Source organism: Paraburkholderia sp. BR10141 (assembly GCF_056155635.1).
The window spans coordinates 15,151-35,997 of sequence record NZ_JBMIQH010000007.1; the positions used below are offsets into that span (position 1 = coordinate 15,151).

At 66.2% G+C, this 20,847-nt stretch carries 19 protein-coding genes and 1 riboswitch; of the genes, 5 read left to right on the forward strand and 14 right to left on the reverse strand.

Features of this window, described 5'->3' with window-relative positions; translation table 11 throughout:
- The first annotated feature begins 175 nt into the window (after positions 1 to 175).
- Positions 176 to 562, forward strand: coding sequence for a lactoylglutathione lyase (gene gloA, locus ACOJB8_RS11875; protein WP_475012675.1), 387 nt, complete (start codon positions 176 to 178; stop codon positions 560 to 562).
- Between the two features lie 108 nt (positions 563 to 670).
- On the opposite strand, the gene ACOJB8_RS11880 is transcribed toward gloA, so the two are convergent.
- The 12 genes from ACOJB8_RS11880 to ACOJB8_RS11935 all read right to left on the reverse strand — a co-directional run bounded on the left by ACOJB8_RS11880 (position 671) and on the right by ACOJB8_RS11935 (position 14,525).
- Entirely contained in the window at positions 671 to 1,570 is a 900-nt protein-coding gene (locus tag ACOJB8_RS11880) for a M48 family metallopeptidase (protein ID WP_069262971.1), read from the reverse strand.
- Between the two features lie 169 nt (positions 1,571 to 1,739).
- Positions 1,740 to 2,501: a lysophospholipid acyltransferase family protein gene (locus ACOJB8_RS11885; RefSeq protein WP_069262889.1), complete on the reverse strand. Its 762-nt coding sequence runs from the start codon at positions 2,499 to 2,501 to the stop codon at positions 1,740 to 1,742.
- Positions 2,502 to 2,542: 41 nt separating this feature from the next.
- On the reverse strand, positions 2,543 to 3,106 hold the full coding sequence (gmhB, locus tag ACOJB8_RS11890) for a D-glycero-beta-D-manno-heptose 1,7-bisphosphate 7-phosphatase (protein WP_069262888.1): 564 nt from the start codon (positions 3,104 to 3,106) through the stop codon (positions 2,543 to 2,545).
- A gap of 50 nt (positions 3,107 to 3,156) precedes the next feature.
- On the reverse strand, positions 3,157 to 5,256 hold the full coding sequence (gene glyS / locus ACOJB8_RS11895; RefSeq protein WP_475012678.1) for a glycine--tRNA ligase subunit beta: 2,100 nt from the start codon (positions 5,254 to 5,256) through the stop codon (positions 3,157 to 3,159).
- Positions 5,257 to 5,272: 16 nt separating this feature from the next.
- Positions 5,273 to 6,280 (reverse strand): glycine--tRNA ligase subunit alpha, encoded by a 1,008-nt coding sequence (gene glyQ, locus ACOJB8_RS11900; protein WP_083245137.1) that lies wholly within the window; start codon positions 6,278 to 6,280, stop codon positions 5,273 to 5,275.
- Positions 6,281 to 6,528: 248 nt separating this feature from the next.
- The gene (lnt, locus tag ACOJB8_RS11905) at positions 6,529 to 8,220 is read right to left on the reverse strand and encodes an apolipoprotein N-acyltransferase (protein WP_475012681.1); all 1,692 of its coding nucleotides are present in this window, start codon (positions 8,218 to 8,220) and stop codon (positions 6,529 to 6,531) included.
- A gap of 196 nt (positions 8,221 to 8,416) precedes the next feature.
- A complete protein-coding gene (locus ACOJB8_RS11910) occupies positions 8,417 to 9,310 on the reverse strand; it encodes an HlyC/CorC family transporter (protein ID WP_475012682.1) in 894 nt (297 codons plus the stop codon).
- Between the two features lie 191 nt (positions 9,311 to 9,501).
- Entirely contained in the window at positions 9,502 to 10,191 is a 690-nt protein-coding gene (locus ACOJB8_RS11915) for a gamma-glutamylcyclotransferase (protein WP_342948426.1), read from the reverse strand.
- Positions 10,192 to 10,200: 9 nt separating this feature from the next.
- The gene (gene ybeY / locus ACOJB8_RS11920; protein WP_475012685.1) at positions 10,201 to 10,662 is read right to left on the reverse strand and encodes an rRNA maturation RNase YbeY; all 462 of its coding nucleotides are present in this window, start codon (positions 10,660 to 10,662) and stop codon (positions 10,201 to 10,203) included.
- Between the two features lie 35 nt (positions 10,663 to 10,697).
- Positions 10,698 to 11,831, reverse strand: a complete 1,134-nt coding sequence (locus tag ACOJB8_RS11925) for a PhoH family protein (protein WP_368615894.1) — start codon at positions 11,829 to 11,831, stop codon at positions 10,698 to 10,700.
- A 45-nt stretch (positions 11,832 to 11,876) separates the two neighbouring features.
- Positions 11,877 to 13,250, reverse strand: coding sequence for a tRNA (N6-isopentenyl adenosine(37)-C2)-methylthiotransferase MiaB (gene miaB, locus ACOJB8_RS11930; protein WP_342948429.1), 1,374 nt, complete (start codon positions 13,248 to 13,250; stop codon positions 11,877 to 11,879).
- 291 nt (positions 13,251 to 13,541) lie between these two features.
- Positions 13,542 to 14,525 (reverse strand): LysR family transcriptional regulator, encoded by a 984-nt coding sequence (locus tag ACOJB8_RS11935; RefSeq protein WP_475012686.1) that lies wholly within the window; start codon positions 14,523 to 14,525, stop codon positions 13,542 to 13,544.
- A gap of 113 nt (positions 14,526 to 14,638) precedes the next feature.
- Between ACOJB8_RS11935 and ACOJB8_RS11940 the strand changes: the two genes are divergently transcribed.
- The 4 genes from ACOJB8_RS11940 to ribB all read left to right on the forward strand — a co-directional run bounded on the left by ACOJB8_RS11940 (position 14,639) and on the right by ribB (position 18,336).
- Complete coding sequence (locus tag ACOJB8_RS11940) at positions 14,639 to 15,043, forward strand: VOC family protein (RefSeq protein WP_475012687.1); 405 nt, start codon at positions 14,639 to 14,641, stop codon at positions 15,041 to 15,043.
- A 57-nt stretch (positions 15,044 to 15,100) separates the two neighbouring features.
- A complete protein-coding gene (locus ACOJB8_RS11945) occupies positions 15,101 to 16,288 on the forward strand; it encodes an MFS transporter (RefSeq protein WP_069262879.1) in 1,188 nt (395 codons plus the stop codon).
- Positions 16,289 to 16,490: 202 nt separating this feature from the next.
- Positions 16,491 to 17,156 carry a helix-turn-helix domain-containing protein gene (locus tag ACOJB8_RS11950; protein ID WP_069262878.1) on the forward strand — a complete coding sequence of 222 codons (666 nt, stop codon included), beginning with the start codon at positions 16,491 to 16,493 and terminating at the stop codon, positions 17,154 to 17,156.
- 113 nt (positions 17,157 to 17,269) lie between these two features.
- Positions 17,270 to 17,443: riboswitch (FMN riboswitch) on the forward strand.
- A gap of 164 nt (positions 17,444 to 17,607) precedes the next feature.
- Positions 17,608 to 18,336 (forward strand): 3,4-dihydroxy-2-butanone-4-phosphate synthase, encoded by a 729-nt coding sequence (gene ribB / locus ACOJB8_RS11955; protein ID WP_069262877.1) that lies wholly within the window; start codon positions 17,608 to 17,610, stop codon positions 18,334 to 18,336.
- A gap of 11 nt (positions 18,337 to 18,347) precedes the next feature.
- On the opposite strand, the gene ACOJB8_RS11960 is transcribed toward ribB, so the two are convergent.
- Together ACOJB8_RS11960 and glpK are read right to left on the reverse strand one after the other, a co-directional pair.
- Positions 18,348 to 19,034: an HAD family hydrolase gene (locus tag ACOJB8_RS11960; protein WP_069262876.1), complete on the reverse strand. Its 687-nt coding sequence runs from the start codon at positions 19,032 to 19,034 to the stop codon at positions 18,348 to 18,350.
- A gap of 140 nt (positions 19,035 to 19,174) precedes the next feature.
- On the reverse strand, positions 19,175 to 20,710 hold the full coding sequence (gene glpK / locus ACOJB8_RS11965) for a glycerol kinase GlpK (RefSeq protein WP_475012692.1): 1,536 nt from the start codon (positions 20,708 to 20,710) through the stop codon (positions 19,175 to 19,177).
- Positions 20,711 to 20,847: the final 137 nt, after the last annotated feature.

Here is a 20,847-nt window from a genome sequence, read left to right on the forward strand (position 1 = left end):
TCGGTTCTCACGTTCATTGCTCGCACGCTGTGCTTGCGCCTGGCTGGGGAAATTGCCGCGGCAATTTCGCGATGGCGTCCATGCTAGAGCAAATCGGCGTATCTTGCCGGCGCCGGCAGGGCTGGCCCGTTTTTGGTACAGTCCGTTTTTTGACGACGGCAAAACGGAGTACACCATGCGCCTGCTGCACACGATGATCCGGGTCGGCGACCTCGATCGCTCGATCAAGTTCTATACCGAACTGCTCGGCATGAAACTGCTGCGCCGCGAAGACTACCCCGATGGCAAGTTCACGCTGGCCTTCGTCGGGTACACGGACGAGCGCGACGGCACCGTGATCGAACTGACGCATAACTGGGATACGGCTTCGTACGATCCTGGGTCGGGCTTCGGCCATCTGGCGGTCGAGGTGGAAGATGCCTACGCCGCCTGCGCGAAGATCAAGGAACAGGGCGGGACGGTGGTGCGCGAAGCCGGCCCGATGAAGCACGGGAGCACGGTGATCGCGTTCGTGACCGATCCGGACGGATACAAGATCGAGTTCATTCAGCGCAAGAAGTAAGGACGTTGGTAGTACAGGCTGGCAATCCAGCCTGTTTCTTCGGTGAATTGTTTCGAACTGCGAATGAACTAAAATTCGACTTCAATTCGCGAACGTGCAACGGGGATATCACATCCCCGGCACCATCTCCGGCGGATGCTGCTTAAGCTGCTTCCTCGCCTCGCGAAACTCCGGAAAAATCGACTCGACCGTCTGCCAGAACCTTGGACTATGGTTCATCTCGCGCAAATGCGCGAGCTCATGCGCCACCACATAGTCCACGACGGAGAGCGGAAAATGAATCAGCCGCCAGTTCAGGCGAATTCTCCCTTCGCTTGAACAGCTGCCCCATCGCGTCGCTGCCGAAGAAAGCGCGTAAGACCGAAACGAGACGCCGAGCTTCTCGGCATACACCTCGAGCCGCTCGCCAAAAATCCGCGTCGCTTCGCCCTGCAGCCACCCCGTCACGCGGTCTTTGATCTGCTGCGCGTCGGCATGCGGCGGCAGCGGCAACGCAAGCACGCGCGTCTCCTGATCGAACGCGAGCAAGGAAGCCCCGAGCTTCACCGTTATCGGCTTGCCAAGATAAGGCAGCTCGGCCCCATCGCTCCATTCCACGCGCGGCAAGGCGCGCTGCTCCGTGCGCGTCTGCCATTCGGCGAGCTTGGCGAAGATCCACCGCTGCTTCTCGGCGATAGCGGTCTCGATATCGGCGATCGCGACCCACCTGGGCGCCGTGATGCTGAGCCCGGTGCCGTCGATCACGAACCCGATCGATTTGCGCGACGAGCGCTTGAGCCGGTAATGCAGCGTACGCGCGCCAAGCGCGACAGAACGCAGCCGCGTGCCATCGGGTGCAAGCGGTGCCTTGCCGGGCTTTTCAGGCGAGGGCGGAGTCCCGCGCTGCGGTGTGAGGGAGGGAGAGGATGCATCGGGCGCCACGACAGGCGCCGGTTCAGCAAAGAGCGGCAAGTCGAGTTGCCGGTTGTCGAGTGCCGCGGTTGGGCGCGGCGCGGGGGACTTCTGCATCGTCAGGCCTGGTGCGGATGGGCGTGCGCGGCGTGAACGTATGCCGTTCGCGGGGCGTTTGCGCGGAGCTTCTGGCGCAGTGTTGCGCGGCGCGCCCAGCCGTGCAGCGAGCAGCGCCCACATCCGCGCCACCACGCTTCGCGCGGCGTGAGCGAGCCCGCTCTGTGCCTCAAATCCGTGCCGCCTTCGCCGCTGCGCCATCCGTTCCGCGATAAGCCTCAGGATCGATCCGCCGCATTTCCGTTTCGATCCACGTTTGCACGCGCGTGTTCACTTCGTCGGGCGTGAGTCCGGTCGTCTCGATCGGCTTGCCGATCGACACCGTGACTATACCCGGATATTTGATGAACGAGTTTCGGGGCCAGACGTGGCCCGCGTTGTGCGCGATCGGCACCACGGGCGCGCCCGTTTCGATGGCGAAGCGCGGGCCGCCGGTCTTGTACTTGCCTGTCTTGCCCACCGGGATGCGCGTGCCTTCGGGGAACATGATCACCCAAGCGCCTTCGGCCATGCGCTGCTTGCCCTGGCGGATCACCGAGGTGAATGCGTTCTTGCCTTCCTTGCGGTTGATGTGAACCATCTTCAGCATGCCCAGCGCCCAGCCGAAGAACGGCACGAACAGCAGCTCGCGCTTGAACACGTAGCACATGGGCCGCGGCATGAGCGCGGGGAACGCCAGCGTCTCCCATGCGGACTGGTGCTTCGAAAGCAGCACGGCCGGCCCGTCGGGCAGGTTCTCCATGCCCTCGATGCGGTAGCGAATGCCACAGAGGTGGCGCGCAACGAACAGCGTGGAGCGGCACCAGCCCACGGCCATCCAGTAGCGCCGCGTCGCGTTCAAGAATGGGAACGCGATAAAGCACGCCGTGGCGTACGGCATCGTGTAGACGATGAAATAGATGAACAGCAGCAGGGAGCGGAGAAAGCGCATCGGTCGAGCCGGTTTAATGTTCGCGTAAGCCGCCTGCGCCTCTACGCAGTGACGTTCGCGAGAAAGTCGAGCGCGAAAGCGCGCAGGTCGTCGTGGATCAGCGTGCCTTCGGGCAGGCCGCCGGCGGCGAGCGTCTTTTCGCCCTTGCCCGAACGCACGAGGTGCGTGCGAAAGCCGAGCGCCGCGCCTGCCTGCAGGTCACGCAGCGAGTCGCCCACCACCGGGGTACCGGCCGGATCGATCTCGAAGCGTTCCGCAATCATCTTGAGCAGGCCCGGTTGCGGCTTGCGGCACTCGCAGTGGTCCTGCGCCGTGTGCGGGCAGAAGAACACGGCGTCGATGCGGCCGCCCACGGCTGCCGCCTGGCGGTGCATCTTCGCGTGCATGGCGTTGAGCGCGGCCATGTCGAACAGTCCGCGCCCGATGCCCGACTGGTTCGACGCCACCGCGACGCGATAGCCCGCCTGGTTCAGGCGTGCGATCGCTTCGAGGCTGCCGGGTATCGCGACCCATTCGTCCGGCGACTTGATGAACGCGTCGGAGTCGACGTTGATCACGCCGTCGCGGTCGAGGATCACGAGTTTTCTGGTGGTGCTGGTCGGCATGGCGTTTCGCTCAGTTCCCCTTGTTTCCGCTTGTTTCCGCTTCTTTGCGCTTATGCAGCGAGTCGCGAGATGTCCGCGACGCTGTTCATCTGGCGATGCAGCGCCTTGAGCAGCGCGAGACGGTTCGCACGCAGCGCCGGGTCTTCGGCGTTGACCATCACGTCGTTGAAGAACGTGTCCACGGTTTCGCGCAGCGCCGCGAGCGCGGTGAGCGCGCCCGTGTACTCGCGTGCGGCGAGTTGCGTTTCCACGCGCGGCGCGACCTGTTCGAGCTGCGCGAAGAGCGCCTTCTCGGCGGATTCGACGAAAAGGGCGATCTGCACGTCGGCGTCTTGCGCACCCTCGGACTTCTTGAGGATGTTCGAGATGCGCTTGTTGGCTGCCGCGAGCGAGGCCGCTTCCGCGAGCGCCGCGAATTCGCGCACTGCGTCCAGACGCGAGACGATGTCGTCGAAGCGCGTGGGGTTCAGTGCGAGTACCGCGTCCACTTCGGTGGCCGCGAAGCCGCGTTCGCGCAGCATGCCGCGCAGGCGGTCCATGCAGAACTCGTAGATGGCCTGGGTCGACTCCGTCACGGCCTCGATGCCGGCAAATTGCGCGGAGGCGGCGCGCAGCAGCTCGACGAGGTCGAGCGGCAGCTGCTTCTCGACGAGAATGCGCAGCACGCCCAGCGCGTGACGGCGCAGCGCGAACGGATCCTTTTCGCCCGTGGGCGCGAGGCCGATGCCCCAGATCCCGACGAGCGTTTCCAGCTTGTCCGCGAGCGCGACGATCGTGCCCGTCACGGTGGCGGGCAGGGCGTCGCCGGAGAAGCGCGGCTGGTAGTGCTCGGAGCACGCAATTGCCACGTCTTCGGGCTCGCCGTCGTGGCGCGCGTAGTAGGTGCCCATGGTGCCTTGCAGCTCGGGGAATTCGCCCACCATGTCGGTCAGCAGGTCGGCCTTCGCGAGGCGCGCGCCGCGTTCCGCGAGCGCGATATCGGCGCTGCACATCAGGGCGATTCGACCGGCGAGCGCTTCGAGGCGCTCCACGCGTTGCAGCTGCGAGCCGAGCTTGTTGTGATACACCACATTCGCGAGCAGCGGCACACGGTCGGCCAGCGGCTTCTTCTTGTCCTGCTCGAAGAAGAACTTCGCGTCGGCCAGACGCGGGCGCACCACGCGCTCGTTGCCCTCGACGATCTCGTCGGGCGTTTGTGTCGCGATGTTCGAGACGATCAGGAAGCGCGAGCGCAGCCGGCCCTGGTCGTCGGTGAGCGCGAAGTACTTCTGGTTCGTCTGCATCGTGAGGATCAGGCATTCCTGCGGCACTTGCAGGAATTCGTCCTCGAACTTGCATGCGTACACGACCGGCCATTCGACGAGCGAATTCACTTCGTCGAGCAGCGACTCGGGCATGACGACCTTGTCGCTGCCAGCCTGTTCGATCAGTTGCGCGCGGATCGACTCGCGGCGGTCGGCGTAGCTCGCGATCACGAAGCCCTTGTGCTGGAGCGTGTGCGCGTACTCGTCGGCGTGCTGGATGGCGATCAGGCCTTCGCAGAGGAAGCGGTGGCCGCGCGTGGTGTCGTCGGCGTCGACGCCGAATGCCGTGACCGGCACGATCTGGTCGCCGTGCAGCACCGTGAGGCGATGTACCGGACGCACGAACTGCACGTTGCTGCCGTCCGGGCGCTGGTAGGTCATGACCTTCGGGATCGGCAGCTTGCCGAGCGCTTCGTCGAGCACGGCTTGCAGGCCGTCGGCGAGCGTGGCGCCCGGCGCCGAGTAGCGCAGGAAGAACGCTTCGTTCTTGCCGTCGCTCGCGCGTTCGAGGTCGCTCACGGGGAAATCGGGGAAGCCGAGCGCCGCGAGCTTCTTCGCGAGCGGCGCAGTGGGCTGGCCGTTGGCGTCGAGGGCGACCGAAACGGGCAGCACTTTTTCGCGCACCTGCTTTTCGGGCGCGACGCTGCGCACGTTCCTGATCGCGACGGCGAGGCGGCGCGGCGTCGCGTAACGTTCGAACGAGAGATCGCCTTCGATCAGGTCGCGCGCGGCGAGGCGCTGCGCGATGCCTTCGGCGAACGCGTCGCCCAGGCGCGCGAGGGCCTTCGGCGGCAGTTCCTCGGTCAGCAGTTCGACGAGGAGAGTGGCGTGATGAGCTTGCGTCATTGTTCTTGAGATCCGGTCATGCCTCGTCGAACTTGCGTTCGACCTTCAGCGGCGGCGCCCAGGCGGGCATCGCGGCGTCCTGTTCGTCGGTGGTCAGGCCTGGCACGCCGTGCACGGGGTTGCCGAGCATCGGGAAGCCGAGCTTCTCGCGCGACTCGTAGTACGACTGCGCCACGCTGCGCGACAGCGCGCGAATGCGGCCGATGTACGCTGCGCGCTCCGTCACGGAGATCGCGCCGCGCGCGTCGAGCAGGTTGAACGTGTGGCCGGCCTTGAGCACGAGTTCGTACGCGGGCAGCGCGAGCTGTAGATCGATCATGCGCTTCGCTTCGCTTTCGTACGCGTTGAAGAACGTGAACAGCAGGTCGACGTTCGCGTGCTCGAAGTTGTAGGTCGATTGCTCGACTTCGTTCTGGTGGTAGACGTCGCCATAGGTGAGGCGGCGCATTTCCGGGCCGTTCGGGCCCGGCTCTTCCCACTCGGTCCAGACGAGGTCGTAGACGTTCTCGACCTTCTGCAGATACATCGCGAGACGCTCGAGACCGTAGGTGATTTCGCCGAGCACCGGCTTGCAGTCGATGCCGCCCACCTGCTGGAAGTAGGTGAACTGCGTGACTTCCATGCCGTTGAGCCACACTTCCCAGCCGAGGCCCCAGGCGCCGAGCGTGGGATTCTCCCAGTCGTCTTCGACGAAGCGCACGTCGTTCTGCTTCAGGTCGAAGCCGAGCGCCTCGAGCGAGCCGAGGTACAGGTCGAGAATGTTCTCCGGCGCGGGCTTGAGCACCACCTGGTACTGGTAGTAGTGCTGCAGACGGTTCGGGTTCTCGCCGTAGCGGCCGTCCTTCGGGCGGCGCGAGGGCTGCACATAGGCCGCGCGCCACGGCTCGGGGCCGATTGCGCGCAGGAAGGTGTGGACGTGCGAGGTGCCGGCGCCGACTTCCATGTCGATCGGCTGGAGCAGTGCGCAGCCCTGCTTGTCCCAGTAAGACTGGAGCGTCAGGATGATTTGCTGAAACGTGAGCATGTGTGCCTGCAGTGTCTTTCGGGCTTTCGGGGGCGGAATGCGGCGGCCGGAGCCAGGCGAGCGCGCCGGCGGGGCGGCGATGCTGCGCTTTGCCCCTTCCCCTTGCGTGGCCCGGGCCGGGAGGCGGCCAGGTGCTAAAACGTTGAATTTTACCGGATTGCCGGAGCCTTGAGACCTGGACGGGGTTCGGGCGGCCGGCAGCGGCGTGGTTGCGTCTTCAGCGCGAGGTTTCGTGTGCTTTGCGCGGCTTATTTTCCGTTGGTCGGCTTGCGTTCCTTCGCGCTCTTGAAAGCCGGTCCGAACGCAAAGCCGAGCGCCAGCAGCAGCAACGAAATGGCGATCACCGTGTTGTTGCCGCTCGTCACGTAAGGCGTGAAGCCGCTCGTGCCTTCAACCTTCACGTCGAGCGAACCGACCGTGAACGTCGGCAGGCGTGCGATCACGCGGCCTTTTGCGTCGATGGCGGCGGTGGCGCCCGTGTTGGTCGCGCGCAGCATCGGACGGCCGGTTTCGAGCGAACGCATGCGCGCGATCTGCAGGTGCTGGTCGAGCGCGATGGTGTCGCCGAACCACGCCAGGTTCGTCGAATTGATCAGGATGCCCGGCGAGGTCGGGCTCTCGCGCACGGTGCGCGCGATCTCCTCGCCGAAGATGTCCTCGTAGCAGATGTTCACGGCCACGAGCTCACCGTGCACATGGAAGGGCGGCTGCACGGGCGCCCCGCGCGCGAAGTCGCCGAGCGGGATGTTCATGAGATTGACGAACCAGCGGAAGCCCCAGGGCACGAATTCGCCGAAGGGCACGAGGTGATGTTTGTCGTAGCGATAGAGGCCGTTCTGGCCCGGCGTGATGCCGAAGAGGCTGTTGGTGTAGTCGATCACGCGCCCGTCGGACGTGATCGTGCCGCCCACGGCGCCGAACAGGATGGCCGTGTTGGTGCCGTCGGCGAAGGCGCGAACATCGCGTCCGAACTTCTGGGGAATTTCCTGCACGAGCACCGGCACCGCGGTTTCGGGCGTGACGACGAGATCGGCGGCCTTTTCGGTAATCAACTTCTGGAATTCGTTGAGGGCGTCGATCGTGCCCTGCTCGGAGAACTTCATGTCCTGCTTGACGTTGCCTTGCAGCAGCCGCACGTTGAGCGGCGTGCCGGAGGGTTGCGTCCACGAAACGAGCGAGAGCAGCAGGCCGGCGGCGATCACGGCGAGTGCAAGCAGCGCCGGCGTCGCCACCGCGCCGCGCCGGGGCGACGTGCCGCCTTGGCCTTTTACGTCGCTCGCACGCAAAACCGCCTGAGCGATGAGCGCCGCGACGAGCGCGAGCACCCAGCCCACGCCAAACACGCCCACGATCGGCGCAAAACCGGCGAGTGGACCGTCCACTTGCGCGTAGCCGCTGGAAAGCCAGGGAAAACCGGTGAACACATAGCCGCGCGCCCATTCGCCGAGCGCCCACGCACTCGCGAATGCAAAGGCGCCGTGCCAGGTGGGCGAGAACGGCAACTCGCCGCTGCGGCCGTTCTTCGCATGCCCCGCGCAAAACGACCAGACGAGCGAGGCGAGCGCCGGATACAGACCGAGGTAAAGCGAGAACAGCACGAGCGCGGCACCCGCGAGCACCGCGGGCATGCCGCCGTAGAAGTGCATGCTCACGTAGAGCCACCACACGCCGCTCACGAAGTTGCCGAAGCCGAACGCCCAGCCCGTGAAGAGCGCGCTCTTCCAGCCGGTGGTGCGCGTGAGCCAGAAGTAGAACAGCGCAAAGATCGCAATGGCGAGCCAGCCGCCGTGCGGCGTGGGCGCGAACGACAGCGTGTTGAGCGCGCCCAGCGCGGCGGCGGCGAGATAGTGCCAGAAGGGCAGCGCGCGGCGCGCGGCGCCGTTGGTGGTTTCGCTCGCTCGCGTCTCGGTGTGCGTGCGGGTATCGATCGGTTCGGCCATGCGGTGCGTGGAATGCGATGGAAAGCGCGCTGAAAAGCGCGAGCGCGGATTGCGCGACGAGCGCAACGATAGCACTTTCGTGCGACGGTACCGGGATGGTCTCCAGGGGACGGATCGGAGCGTAGGCGCGGCTGAAGCAAAAACGCCAGCCCCGAGGCTGGCGTCGTCTAAGCGTAGGCCGCGCGCTCGCGCTTGCTCAGGTGCCCGGCGGCTGCAGCGCGGCTTCGCGCTGTCCTGCCATTGGGTCGCGCCGCACCAGCAGCATGTGAACCTGACGTGCGTCGGCGCGCAGCACCTCGAAGATCAGGTCGTCGATGCGCACCTTCTCCCCGCGATGCGGCACGTGCCCGAAGTGATTCGTGACGAAGCCGCCGATCGTATCGACTTCTTCATCCGGGTAATGGGTGCCGAACGCCTCGTTGAACTGCCCGATTTCGGTGAGCGCGCGCACGCGGAACCGCCCGTCGGGCGAGGCGATGATGTTGCCGCTTTCCTCGTCGAAGTCGTACTCGTCCTCGATGTCGCCCACGATCTGCTCCAGCACGTCCTCGATCGTGATGAGACCGGCCACGCCGCCGTATTCGTCCACGACGATGGCGATGTGATTGCGGTTCTGGCGAAAGTCGTGCAGCAGCACGTTCAGGCGCTTGGACTCGGGGATGAACACGGCCGGGCGCAGCATGCCGCGCACGTCGAATTCCTCTTCGGCGTAATAGCGCAGCAGGTCTTTCGCGAGCAGCACGCCGATCACGTTGTCGCGGTTGCCGTCGTACACGGGGTAGCGCGAGTGCGCTTTCTCCAGCACGTACGGAATGAATTCGTCAGGACTGTCGGCGATGTTGATCGCGTCCATCTGGGCGCGCGGGATCATGATGTCGCGCGCGCAAAGCTCGGACACCTGGAACACGCCTTCGATCATCGAAAGCGAATCGGCGTCGATCAGGTTGCGCGCGTGCGCGTCCTGGAGGATTTCGAGAAGCTCGCTGCGAGAGTCGGGCTCGGGCGAGATGAAGTCGGTCAGCCGCTCGAGGAGCGAGCGCTTTTCCTGCGGTTTGTCGGTCTGGCGTCGACTGGGATAAGAGTCGTTCATGGTGGTGCGCCCTTTGCCGCTGGGGGCAGGGCGCGCTGTTGCGGAGGGTTAAGGATACAACATGCCTGTGGCGCGACCGTGTAATGCCACACATTGGACACACACCGGCAGATCCATCCTAACGCAGATGCGGCGTGGCCGCCCGGTGGACGAAAAAGCGGCGCGCCGTGACGTCACCCGTGACGCCGACCTCAAGCGCAGCGCGCGAGCAGCCGCTCCAGGGCGCGGTCGCGCATGCCGCTCTCGCGCAGCGCATCGACGGTGCGGCGCACGTAGTCGAGTGTTGTGCCATAGCGCCCCGACGCGCAGCCGAACACGGTGCGCACCGTGGCTTCGGAAAGCTTGCCGGTGTAAGTCGCCACATCACGGCGCATGACGAAGGCGAGCGCGTCGACGCGGCGGCCGTCTGCGAGCACACAGGGCAGCCAGGCGGGGCGGTACGAGCCCATCGGCATCTCGCGGCGCCAGAGCGCTTCGAGGTGCGGCATCACGCCCTCGGCGGCGAGGCGGAACGCGACGCCCGCGCACGAGCCGCCGCGGTCGAGCGCGAGGACGAGGCCGGGCTGCTCGGGCGTGCCGCGGTTCACGCGCGACCACAGGTACAGCCCGCGATGGTAGCCGTGCACGCGCGAACGCACGTTCTCGACGGTGGGCAGCCCTGGGTTCCAGATCAGCGAGCCATAGCCGAACAGCCAGATGTCGCTCGCGCCGTCCCAGCCTTGCGCCTTTAGCGTGCAGTCGAGCGAGGCGCTCAACTCGTCTTCGCTCAGGAGCCGCGACTCGCCGAGCGCCGGCGGGTAGCCGGGGCAGGGCACGCTCGCATCGCCCGCCTCGGGCAGTGCTGAGGGTTCGGCGAAATCGGGCGTGCGTTTGTCGTTCATGGCGGGGGCTTACTTGTACGGATCAGGAAAGCCTAGCGAGTTGAGCACCTCGGTCTCGATGCCTTCCATCTCTTCGGCTTCGGTCTCGTCTTCGTGATCGTAACCCTGCGCGTGCAGCGCGCCATGCACGAGCAGATGCGCGTAGTGCGCGGCGAGCGGCTTGCCCTGCTCGGCGGCTTCCTTTTCCACCACGGGGCAGCACAGGATCAGATCGCCCGTGACCGGGTCGTCCTCGCTCTGCGCGTACGCGAAGGTGAGCACGTTGGTCGCGTAGTCCTTGCCGCGATAGGTGCGGTTCAGCGTGCGGCCTTCCTCGGCGTCGACGAAGCGCACGGCCAGTTCCGCGTCCGCGAAGAGCGCGGCCTTGAGCCACGCCGCCACGGTGGCGCGCGGCAGCGCGGCCTTGTGCTCGGGGAACGCCTTCGCGGCGGGGAACTGCACGGTCAGTTTGAGTTTTGGTGCGCGGGGCATGGGGCTCGAGCTATGAAGCGACGCAGGCGGCGGCGTTAGCGCGCGTCGCCAACGCCTTCGTCCTTTTTCGAATGCGCGTCATACGCCTCGACGATACGCGCGACGAGCGGATGGCGCACGACGTCCGCACTCGTGAAGTGCGTGACGGCGATGCCGCGCACGTCCTTGAGCACATGCTGCGCTTCGATCAGGCCGCTCTTGTGGCCGCGCGGCAAGTCGATCTGCGTGGTGTCGCCGGTCACGACCGCCTTCGAGCCGAAGCCGATACGCGTGAGGAACATCTTCATCTGCTCGGGCGTGGTGTTCTGCGCCTCGTCGAGAATGATGAACGCGTGATTGAGCGTGCGCCCGCGCATGTAGGCGAGCGGCGCGATTTCGATCATCTGGCGCTCGAACATCTTCGCGGTCTTGTCGAAGCCGAGCAGATCGTAAAGCGCGTCGTAGAGCGGACGCAGATACGGATCGACCTTCTGCGACAGATCGCCGGGCAGGAAGCCGAGACGCTCGCCCGCCTCCACGGCCGGACGCGTGAGCACGATGCGCTTGACCTGGTCGCGCTCGAGCGCGTCCACGGCGCAGGCCACGGCGAGATAGGTCTTGCCGGTGCCCGCGGGCCCGATGCCGAACGTCACGTCGTGCGAGATGATCTGCTTCAGATACTCGCGCTGCGCAGGCGTGCGGCCGCGCAGGTCGGCACGGCGCGTGTAGAGCTTCGGGCCCAGTTCCTCGACGTCGACGCCTTCGCTCGCGGGCTCGTCGAACGGATGATCGGGGTCGCCGCGAAAACGCGGGTCGATCTCGGAAGCGTCGTTGCCGCCGCTATTGCCGCCATTCACATTGCCGCGCATGCCGCCGCTGCCGTTGCCACGCGGATCGTTCGCCGAGTTGCTGCCGAAGTTCGCAGGGTGCCGGGCTTCGACGAGCGCGAGCTGAATGTCGTCGACGGAGAGCGGATCGCGCGCCTGGTTGTAGAAGTTTTCGAGCGCCGCGAGCGCCAGCTTGGCGCCACGCCCGCGAATCGTGATGCGATGGCCGCGCCGCGCGAGCGTCACATCGAGCGCTTGCTCGATCTGCCGCAGGTTTTCGTCGAGCGGGCCGCAGAGGTTGGCGAGCCGCGCGTTGTCGTCGCGCGGCGCGGTGAATTCCAGATGCTGCTGATTGGGCTTCAAGGTGTCTCTGAACTCCTGAATTCCTGGCTGGGTGCGCCGAGCCGATTAGTGCGCGAGCGTCGAAGCGTCTTCGTGCGCGAGCACGAGTTCGCCGCGCAGCGAGTGGGGGTAGGCGTGGTTGATCTTCACGTCGATCATCTGGCCGATCAGGCGCGCGTGCGAAGCGAGCGGCGCCGGGAAGTTCACCACACGGTTGTTCTGCGTGCGGCCCGAGAGTTCGCTCGGGTCCTTGCGCGAAGGGCCTTCCACGAGAATGCGTTCGACATTGCCGACCATCGACTGGCTGATGCGCGCCACGTTCTCTTCGATCGTGGCCTGCAGGTGCTGCAGGCGCTTGAGCTTCACCTCGCGCGGCGTGTCGTCTTCGAGATTCGCGGCGGGCGTGCCCGGGCGCGGGCTGTAGATGAACGAGAAACTCGTGTCGTAGCTCATCTCCTCGACGAGCGCCATCATCTTCTGGAAGTCCTCTTCGGTCTCGCCGGGGAAGCCGACGATGAAGTCCGTGGAGAGCGACAGGTCCGGGCGGATCGCGCGCAGCTTGCGGATGATCGACTTGTACTCGAGCACGGTGTAGCCGCGCTTCATCGCCATGAGCACGCGGTCCGAGCCGTGCTGAACCGGCAGATGCAGGTGGCTCACGAGCTTGGGCACCTTCGCGTAGGTGTCGATCAGGCGCTGCGTGAATTCCTTCGGGTGCGAAGTCGTGTAGCGGATGCGCTCGATGCCGGGGATTTCGGCGACGTATTCGATGAGCGTCGCGAAGTCGGCGACGTCGTGCGCGCCATTCGTGAGCGCGCCACGATAGGCGTTGACGTTCTGGCCGAGCAGCGTAACTTCACGCACGCCCTGGTCGGCGAGGCCCGCGATTTCGGTGAGCACGTCGTCGAGCGGGCGCGAGACTTCCTCGCCGCGCGTGTAGGGCACGACGCAGTAGCTGCAGTATTTCGAGCAGCCTTCCATGATCGAGACGAACGCGCTCGGGCCTTCCACGCGCGCGGGCGGCAGATGGTCGAACTTCTCGATTTCGGGGAAGCTGATGTCCACCTGCGCGCGGCCCGAGGCGCGGCGCGCGTCGATCATCTGCGGCAGGCGGTGCAGCGTTTGCGGGCCGAACACGAGGTCCACATACGGCGCGCGCGCGACGATCGCCGCGCCTTCCTGGCTCGCCACACAGCCGCCTACGCCGATCAGCAGGTTCGGGTTCGCTTCCTTGAGCTCGCGCACGCGGCCCAGGTCGGAGAAGACCTTCTCCTGCGCCTTTTCGCGCACCGAGCAGGTATTGAAGAGGATGACGTCCGCATCTTCGGGGGTGTCGGTCTTCACGAGACCTTCGGCGGCGCCGAGTACGTCGACCATCTTGTCGGAGTCGTACTCGTTCATCTGGCAGCCAAAGGTCTTTACATAAACTTTCTTGGTCATCGGGTTTCGCCGTTCGCAGTGGTTGACCTGGGGGCGTCGTCCGCTTGATGCACGCGCGTGATGCACGGTCTGCACGTCAGGACTACGGTGTTTTATGAGGGCCGAATCGGGATGCGAGGAGACCGGCTATGAGGCCGGCGTTGGCATCCTGCTTCTGGCAATGCGTTGGGGACGATCCGCGTTGCTTTTCACTTCTTTTTCGCTTTTTTGCCGGCACCGCCGCATTGGCCAATATTTGCAATATGGGTCAACGCGTATGCGGCTGCGGATCGCTTTCTGCGCAATCCAACATTATATCCGTTTGCGTCTGCGGCTTTGCGTCGCTTCGGCCGGATCCGTGCAGGGGACGAGCGCCTCCAGTTCGCCCGAAGTCTGCGCGAAACGCTCGGTGAGGAAATCGAGCAGCGCCCGCACGCGCGGCGCGAGAAAGCGGTTGCGGTGATAGAGCGCGTGCAGCGGCGCGTCGGGGTAGCGCCACTCGGGCATCACGGTCTTGAGCCGCCCGGCGCGCAGATCGTCCGCGACGTCCCAGATCGACTTCACCGCGAGGCCGTAGCCGCACAGCGCCCACTGGCGCGCCACTTCGCCATCCGTCGATTCGAGCGCGGCGTCGAGCGGCACCGTATAGGTTTGCGTTTCCGTCTGCGATCCGCTGCCGCGCGTGAAGCGCCATTCGTTTACCGGCCCCGCCGCCGAGCCGATCACGATGCAGTCGAAACGGGCCAGATCGTTCGGCTCCCGCGGTTCGCCGCAGCGCGCGAGGTACTCGGGCGAGGCGCACAGCACACGGCGGTTCGGCGCGAGCCAGCGCGCCACGAGCGAGCTGTCCTGCGGCGTGCCGAAGCGGATCGCGAGATCGATGTCTTCGAGCACGAGATTCGAGAGCGAGTCGGTCAGCATCAGCGCGAAACGCACGTCGGGATAAAGAGCGCGGAACTCGTCGAGCCAGGTCATCAGCAGATTGCGGCCAAAATCCGAGGTCGCCGATATGCGCACCTTGCCGCGCACCGCCTTCTGGCCCTCCTGCAAGGCCGCTTTGGCGTCGTCGAGCGAGCGCAGCGCGTGCTCGCTGCAGGTGAGATAGACGCGGCCTTCGTCGGTGAGGCGCAGCTGGCGGGTGGTGCGGTCGAACAGACGCGCACGCAGCTCTGCTTCGAGCCGCGCGAGCCGGGCACTGGCCGCCGCGGGCGTGAGGCCGAGCTTGCGGCCCGCCGCGGAAAGGCTGCCGAGGCGTGCCGCCTCAACGAACAAGCGCACGTCGCCGAGGTTGTCCATCGCGATTATTAGAAATGAATTGAAAATGATTCAAATGCTACGCCAATTATCAAATTCGAGTGTAGCCGCGACAATGCGCGTGTTTTCAGGACAACGGCCTCGGCTCGCACGCCATGCAACTCGATCACGTCACCCTCGTCACGCCCGACCTCGAAGGCACATGCCGCTTCTTTCGCGACATCGTCGGCCTCGAAGACGGCACCCGTCCGCCGTTTCGCGTGGGCGGCCACTGGCTCTACGCGAACGGCCGCCCGGTCATCCATCTGGTCGAGGCAACCGAGCCCGCCCGGTTGTCAGGCGGATCGTCTGCGCTCGTGGCGCCGCGCATCGACCACGTGGCGTTTCGCGTGGCCCCCGGTGTTGAATGGCGCGCACTCGTCGAACGGCTGGCCGCGCGCCGCGTGCCGTACCAGCTGGCGGAGGTGCCCGCGAGCGAGGAAGTGCAGTTGTTCGTTGCGCTCGCGCCCGGTGTCGTCGTCGAGTTCGTGACGTCGCTGGCGGCTGGCGCGGCGGCTTGATGGCCACTCGACGCCACTGAAGCCCATTTGAATCCAGGCTGATTATCGGAGATTTCGATGCCTATCCCCTTGCTCGCACTGGCCATCAGCGCCTTTGCCATCGGCACCACCGAGTTCCTCATCATGGGCCTGTTGCCCGATGTCGCGCGCGATCTGCACGTGACGATTCCCGCCGCGGGCCTGCTCGTGACCGGCTATGCGCTCGGCGTGGCGGCCGGCGCGCCGCTGCTCGCCGCGCTGACGAGCCGCATGCCGCGCAAGCTCGCGCTGCAACTGCTGATGGGCGTGTTCATCGTCGGCAACGTGATGTGCGCGGTCGCGTCGAACTATTCGCTCTTGATGGTCGCGCGCGTCGTCGCGTCGTTCGCGCACGGCTCGTTCTTCGGCATCGGCGCCGTGGTGGCCGCCTCGCTCGTGCCGCAGGAAAAGCGCGCGAGCGCCATCGCGCTGATGTTCACGGGGCTCACACTCGCCACCGTGCTGGGCGTGCCGTTCGGCACCGCCATTGGCCAGCAGTTCGGCTGGCGCGTGGCGTTCTGGATCGTGAGCGGTTTTGGCGTGATTTCGCTCGCCGGCGTGACGGCTCTGGTGCCCAACCATCACGACAGCGGCCCGGCCGGGCTCGGCCACGAAGTGCGCGTGCTGCGCGACCCGCAGGTGTGGCTCGCCCTCGGCATGACGGTGCTCGGCTTTGGCGGCGTGTTCGTCGTGTTCACGTATATCGCGCCGATTCTCGAACAGGTGGGCGGTTTCTCGCCGCGCGGCGTGACGCTGATGCTCGTGCTGTTCGGCGTGGGCCTGACGCTTGGCAACACACTGGGCGGCAAGCTTGCGGACCGCGCGCTGATGCCTTCGCTCATGGGCATTCTCGTGGTGCTCGCCGTGGTCATGGCCATCTTCACGAAGACGAGCCACGCCATGTGGCCGGCCGCGATCACCGTCTTCGTGTGGGGCATCGCCGCGTTCGCGACCGTGCCGCCGTTGCAGATGCGCGTGGTCGCGAAGGCCGCGGCGGCGCCGAATCTCGCCTCGACGCTGAACATCGGCGCGTTCAACGTGGGTAACGCGATGGGCGCGTGGATGGGCGGGCTCGCCATTGCACACGGCGTGGCGCTCGATTCGCTGCCGTGGGTGGCTGCGGCCGTCTCGGTGGCGGCGCTCGTGCTCACATGGGCGGCGGCGCGGCTCGATACGCGTGCCGTAACGCTGCGCGACGCGCACGTGGCGGCGCGGCAGAATACGTGAACGCCTGACGAGGGCAAGGCGCAAGGCCGTGCAGATGGCAATGCGCCTTATGCGCAGGGCGCGAAAGCAATCCACGATTTGCGCTCTGCAATGCTGATAACAGTGTGAAGATAACTTCGTTGGGCGCGGCAAATCGCGATGCTAGTCTTGCCTCCATTCATGCTCTTGCGCCGCAATGACGCGGCGCTGCCTGGAGGCAGCCATGCATTCACCCCTCGCGCTCGTACGCGATGCACAACCCGATATTGCGCACACCGAAGGATCTTACGAGACGCTTGAACATCTCGTGGGCGTCAACCTCGCCCGGCTACGCGCCGAACGCCAGCTTTCGCTCGATGCGCTCGCACGCGCCTCCGGTGTCTCGCGCGCGATGCTCGCTCAAGTCGAGTCGGCGCGCAGCGTGCCTTCGATCAAGGTGCTGTGCAAGGTGGCGGCGGCGCTCAAGGTCTCGGTTTCGGCGTTCCTGCGGCGGCATGCCGTGAACGGTTTCGAGCATTTGCCCGCCGAGCGGGCATCGCGCCTCGTTTCCGCCGACGGCCGTTATTCGGCGCGCGCGCTCTATCCGGAAGGCGAACCCGCCGCCGCCGAATTCCACGAACTGCGCATCGCGCCGCTGCATACCGAGTCCGGCGTGCGCCGCCCGCCCGGCACGACGGTGAACCTCGTGGTGAGCGAGGGCACGCTCGAAGTGAGCGTGCACGATCGGCGCCAGCTGCTCGCCACCGGCGACGCGATCGTCTTCGACGCCGACCAGCCGCACAGCCTGCGCAACCCGGGCGACACCGAGGCGCGCGTGTTTCGCGTGACGCTCAACGCCGAGACGCCGCCGCGCTGGGACGTGCCGGCCGGGACGGCGCAGCCGGCATGAGCCGCGTCGCGCCTTCGAGAACATCGTCTAGTCGCAAGTTTTCGCGCTGCACAGTTGCGCAGCCTGTTGTATCCTTTGCCCGCCGGTTAAGTCAGGTAACAAGCCGGTAATCAGTGCGTCTTCAGGGCGGGGTGAAATTCCCCACCGGCGGTATGCCGGCCGCGCCGCAAGGCAAGGTCGACGAGCCCGCGAGCGCCTGCGCGAGCTTCAGTGTGTCGTGCGCAGGGTCAGCAGATCTGGTGCGAAGCCAGAGCCGACGGTCATAGTCCGGATGAAAGAAGATGTGCAGATGGTCATGTTTGCCCATCCGCCGCGGCGTTTCGGCCGGTGCGTGTGCGTCTCCGTTTTCGAGGCGCGCCACGTCACTGCCGAATCACGCGTGCCGGGGATTCCTGCCTGTTTGCAATGCCCTGAAACGTTTTTCGCCTAACTCTCGCGAGGAGCGTTTCACATGTCCCTTACTGCCAGTACCCCTCTCGCTTCATCCCAGGGCGCGCCGCTCGACGCCGCCGCCGATCTCCCGTTCATCGATTCCGAGCCGGTGCCGCCGCGCATTGCCGCCGCGTTGCAAGCCATGCGCGAAGGCCGCCCGGTCGTCCTGCAGGACGACCACGACCGCGAGGATGAGGCCGACCTGATCGTCGCCGCCGAACGCCTCACGCCCGAAACGATGGCGCTCTTCATCCGCGAATGCAGCGGCATCGTATGCCTGTGTCTCTCAGACGAAAAAGTGCGCGCGCTCGAACTGCCGCCGATGGTGGCCCACAACGAGAGCCGCAACCGTACCGCGTTCACGGTCTCGATCGAAGCGCGTGACGGGGTGAGCACGGGCGTGTCGGCCGCCGACCGCGTGACGACGATCCGCGCCGCGATCGCCCCGGACGCCAAGCCTGCCGATATCGTGCGCCCCGGCCACGTGTTCCCGCTGCGCGCGCAGAGGGGCGGCGTGCTGGCGCGCCGCGGCCATACTGAAGGTACCGTCGATCTGGCGGTGCTCGCGGGCCTCGCGCCCGCCGGCGTGCTGTGCGAGCTGATGAACCCGGATGGCACGATGGCGCGCGGCAAGCAGGTCGACGACTTCGCCAGGCTGCACAATCTGCCGGTGCTTTCGATTGCCGAGCTGGTGGCGTTTCGCGAGTCGCTCGCCGTGGCGCGCGAGCGCTGCGCCGAGCCGGCCTGAGGCGCGCAGTCTTACGACTGCACGTCGCCGAATTCGCCGCGCACGCCGGCCTCGACGAGCGCCGGCAGTTCTTCCATGTGGGCCATGATGCGCGTGATGCCCATCTCGCGCAGCACGTCGGCGTAGCCCGAAGGAATGTGGCTCGCGCCCACGAACGCAATCGTCTTCATGCCTGCCGCGCGCGCGGCGTTCAAACCCGAAATGCTGTCTTCGACGACGATGCAGCGCGCCGGCTCCACGCCGAGCTGCTTCGCCGCATGCAGGTACACGTCCGGATAAGGCTTGGGCCGCGCAACCTGCTCGGCGCTGAAGATGCGCTCGCCGAAGATCGTGTCGAGGCCGGCGCGCCGCACCGAAGCGTGCACGCGCGTGAGCCGGCTGTTCGAGACGACGGCGGCAGGCAGCGTCACCCGGCGCAAGGCGTCCCGCACGCCGTTGATCGGGCTCACCGATTCGGCAATGGCGGCTTCGCAACGATGTTCGATGGTCTCGAGAAAGTCCTCGGGCATCGTGAGGTCGAAGCGCGCGGCGACGTCGGCGAGAAAGCGCGAGGTCTGCTGGCCGAACGCCGCATTCACGGCGGCGTGAAAATCGATGCCGGGAAAGGTGCTGCTGAGCGTATCGAACAGAACGCGGTCGGCGATGACTTCGCTGTCGACGAGCACGCCGTCACAGTCGCAGATGAGATGGTCGATCATGCGTGAAACGAGAGGCCGGGCAGCGCGCGGCCAGCGGTCGGCGGCCGTGCATGCGCCTGAGCCAGGCAGGGGACAAGGTGGAAACCCCAATCATACGTGCTTTTGCTTTTTGAAAGCAGCGCACACGCGGCCTGGGATGCTCAGCCGGCGTCTGCTGCGTTTGCCTCGCGGGTGTCGGCCCACGCCTTTGCTGCGCCAATCGCGCGCTGCCAGCCGGCGAGGCACCTTGCCGCCTCGTCGCGCTGCAACGAGGGCGTGAAGCGGCGCTCGAGGCTCCAGTGCCGCTGGAGTTCGTCGATATCGCGCCAGAACCCCACCGCGAGCCCGGCCAGATATCCCGCGCCCAGCGCGGTGCTTTCGCTGGAGCTCGGCCGCAACACATCCACGCCCAGCAGATCGGCCTGGAACTGCATGAGCAGATCGTTCGCGCTGGCGCCGCCATCCACGCGCAGCTCGTTCACGCGCATACCGGAGTCGGCCTCCATGGCGGCGAGCACGTCGAACGACTGATAGGCAATCGAATCGAGCGCCGCGCGTGCGATATGCGCCGCGGTCGTGCCGCGCGTGAGCCCGAACAGCGTGCCGCGCGCATGCGCGTTCCAGTGCGGCGCGCCGAGGCCGGCGAACGCGGGCACGAGGTACACGCCGTCGCTGTGCGGCACGCTGGCCGCGAGCGGTTCGATTTCCGCTGCACTGCGAATGATGCCGAGTCCGTCGCGCAGCCATTGCACCACCGCGCCCGCGATAAAGATGCTGCCCTCAAGCGCGTATTGCGTTTGCCCGAGCGCTTGCCACGCGATGGTCGTGACGAGGTTGTGGCTCGATTCGACAGGCTGCGCGCCGGTATTCATCACGAGAAAACAGCCGGTGCCGTAGGTGTTCTTCACCATGCCGGGGCGCATGCACATTTGCCCGAAGAGCGCCGCATGCTGGTCGCCGGCCACGCCGGCAAGCGGGATTTCGGCCGCGAAAAGCGACGCCGCCGTGCGCGCATAGACCTCCGACGACGAACGCACCTCCGGCAGCATGCTGCGCGGAATCTCGAAGAGCGCGAGCAGGTCGTCGTCCCAGCGCAGCGTGTGGATGTCGAAGAGCATGGTGCGCGCGGCATTGGTGACGTCGGTGGCGTGCAGCGCGCCGCGCGTGAAGTGCCACAGCAGCCAGCTGTCCACGGTGCCGAACGCGAGACGGCCTGCGCGCGCCTTATCGCGCGCGCCCTCGACATGATCGAGAATCCAGCGGATTTTCGTGGCCGAAAAGTACGCGTCGATCGGCAGGCCGGTTTTCGTGCGCACCGTCGGCTCGAGGCCGCGCGCTTTCAGCTCGTCGCAATAGCCGGCCGTGCGGCGGTCCTGCCAGACGATCGCGTTGTACACGGGCTGACCTGTTGCCCGGTCCCATACGAGGGTCGTTTCGCGCTGGTTCGTGATGCCGATGCCCGCAATCGCGGCGGCCCCGACGCCCGCGCGCGTGAGCGCTTGCGCCGCGACGCCTGCCTGGCTCGACCAGATGTCGCGCGGGTCATGTTCGACCCATCCGGGTCGCGGGTAGCGTTGCGCGAACTCCTTCTGGGCGAGCGCGACGATTGCACCGCTGCGCTCGAGCAGCAAGGCGCGCGAACTCGTCGTGCCCTGGTCCAGCGCGAGGATGTACGACTCGGCGTGCGACTGAGGCATCGTGCAGTCTCCCTGGAGGGTGTGCGGGGTACGCGCGTCGACCGGCGCGCAACGAGGCGCGTGCCATCGGTCCCAGCATAGCCCGAAAGCGATTTGCGCTCGATTCGGCGCAACGGAACGGTCAGGGTGTCGCTCGC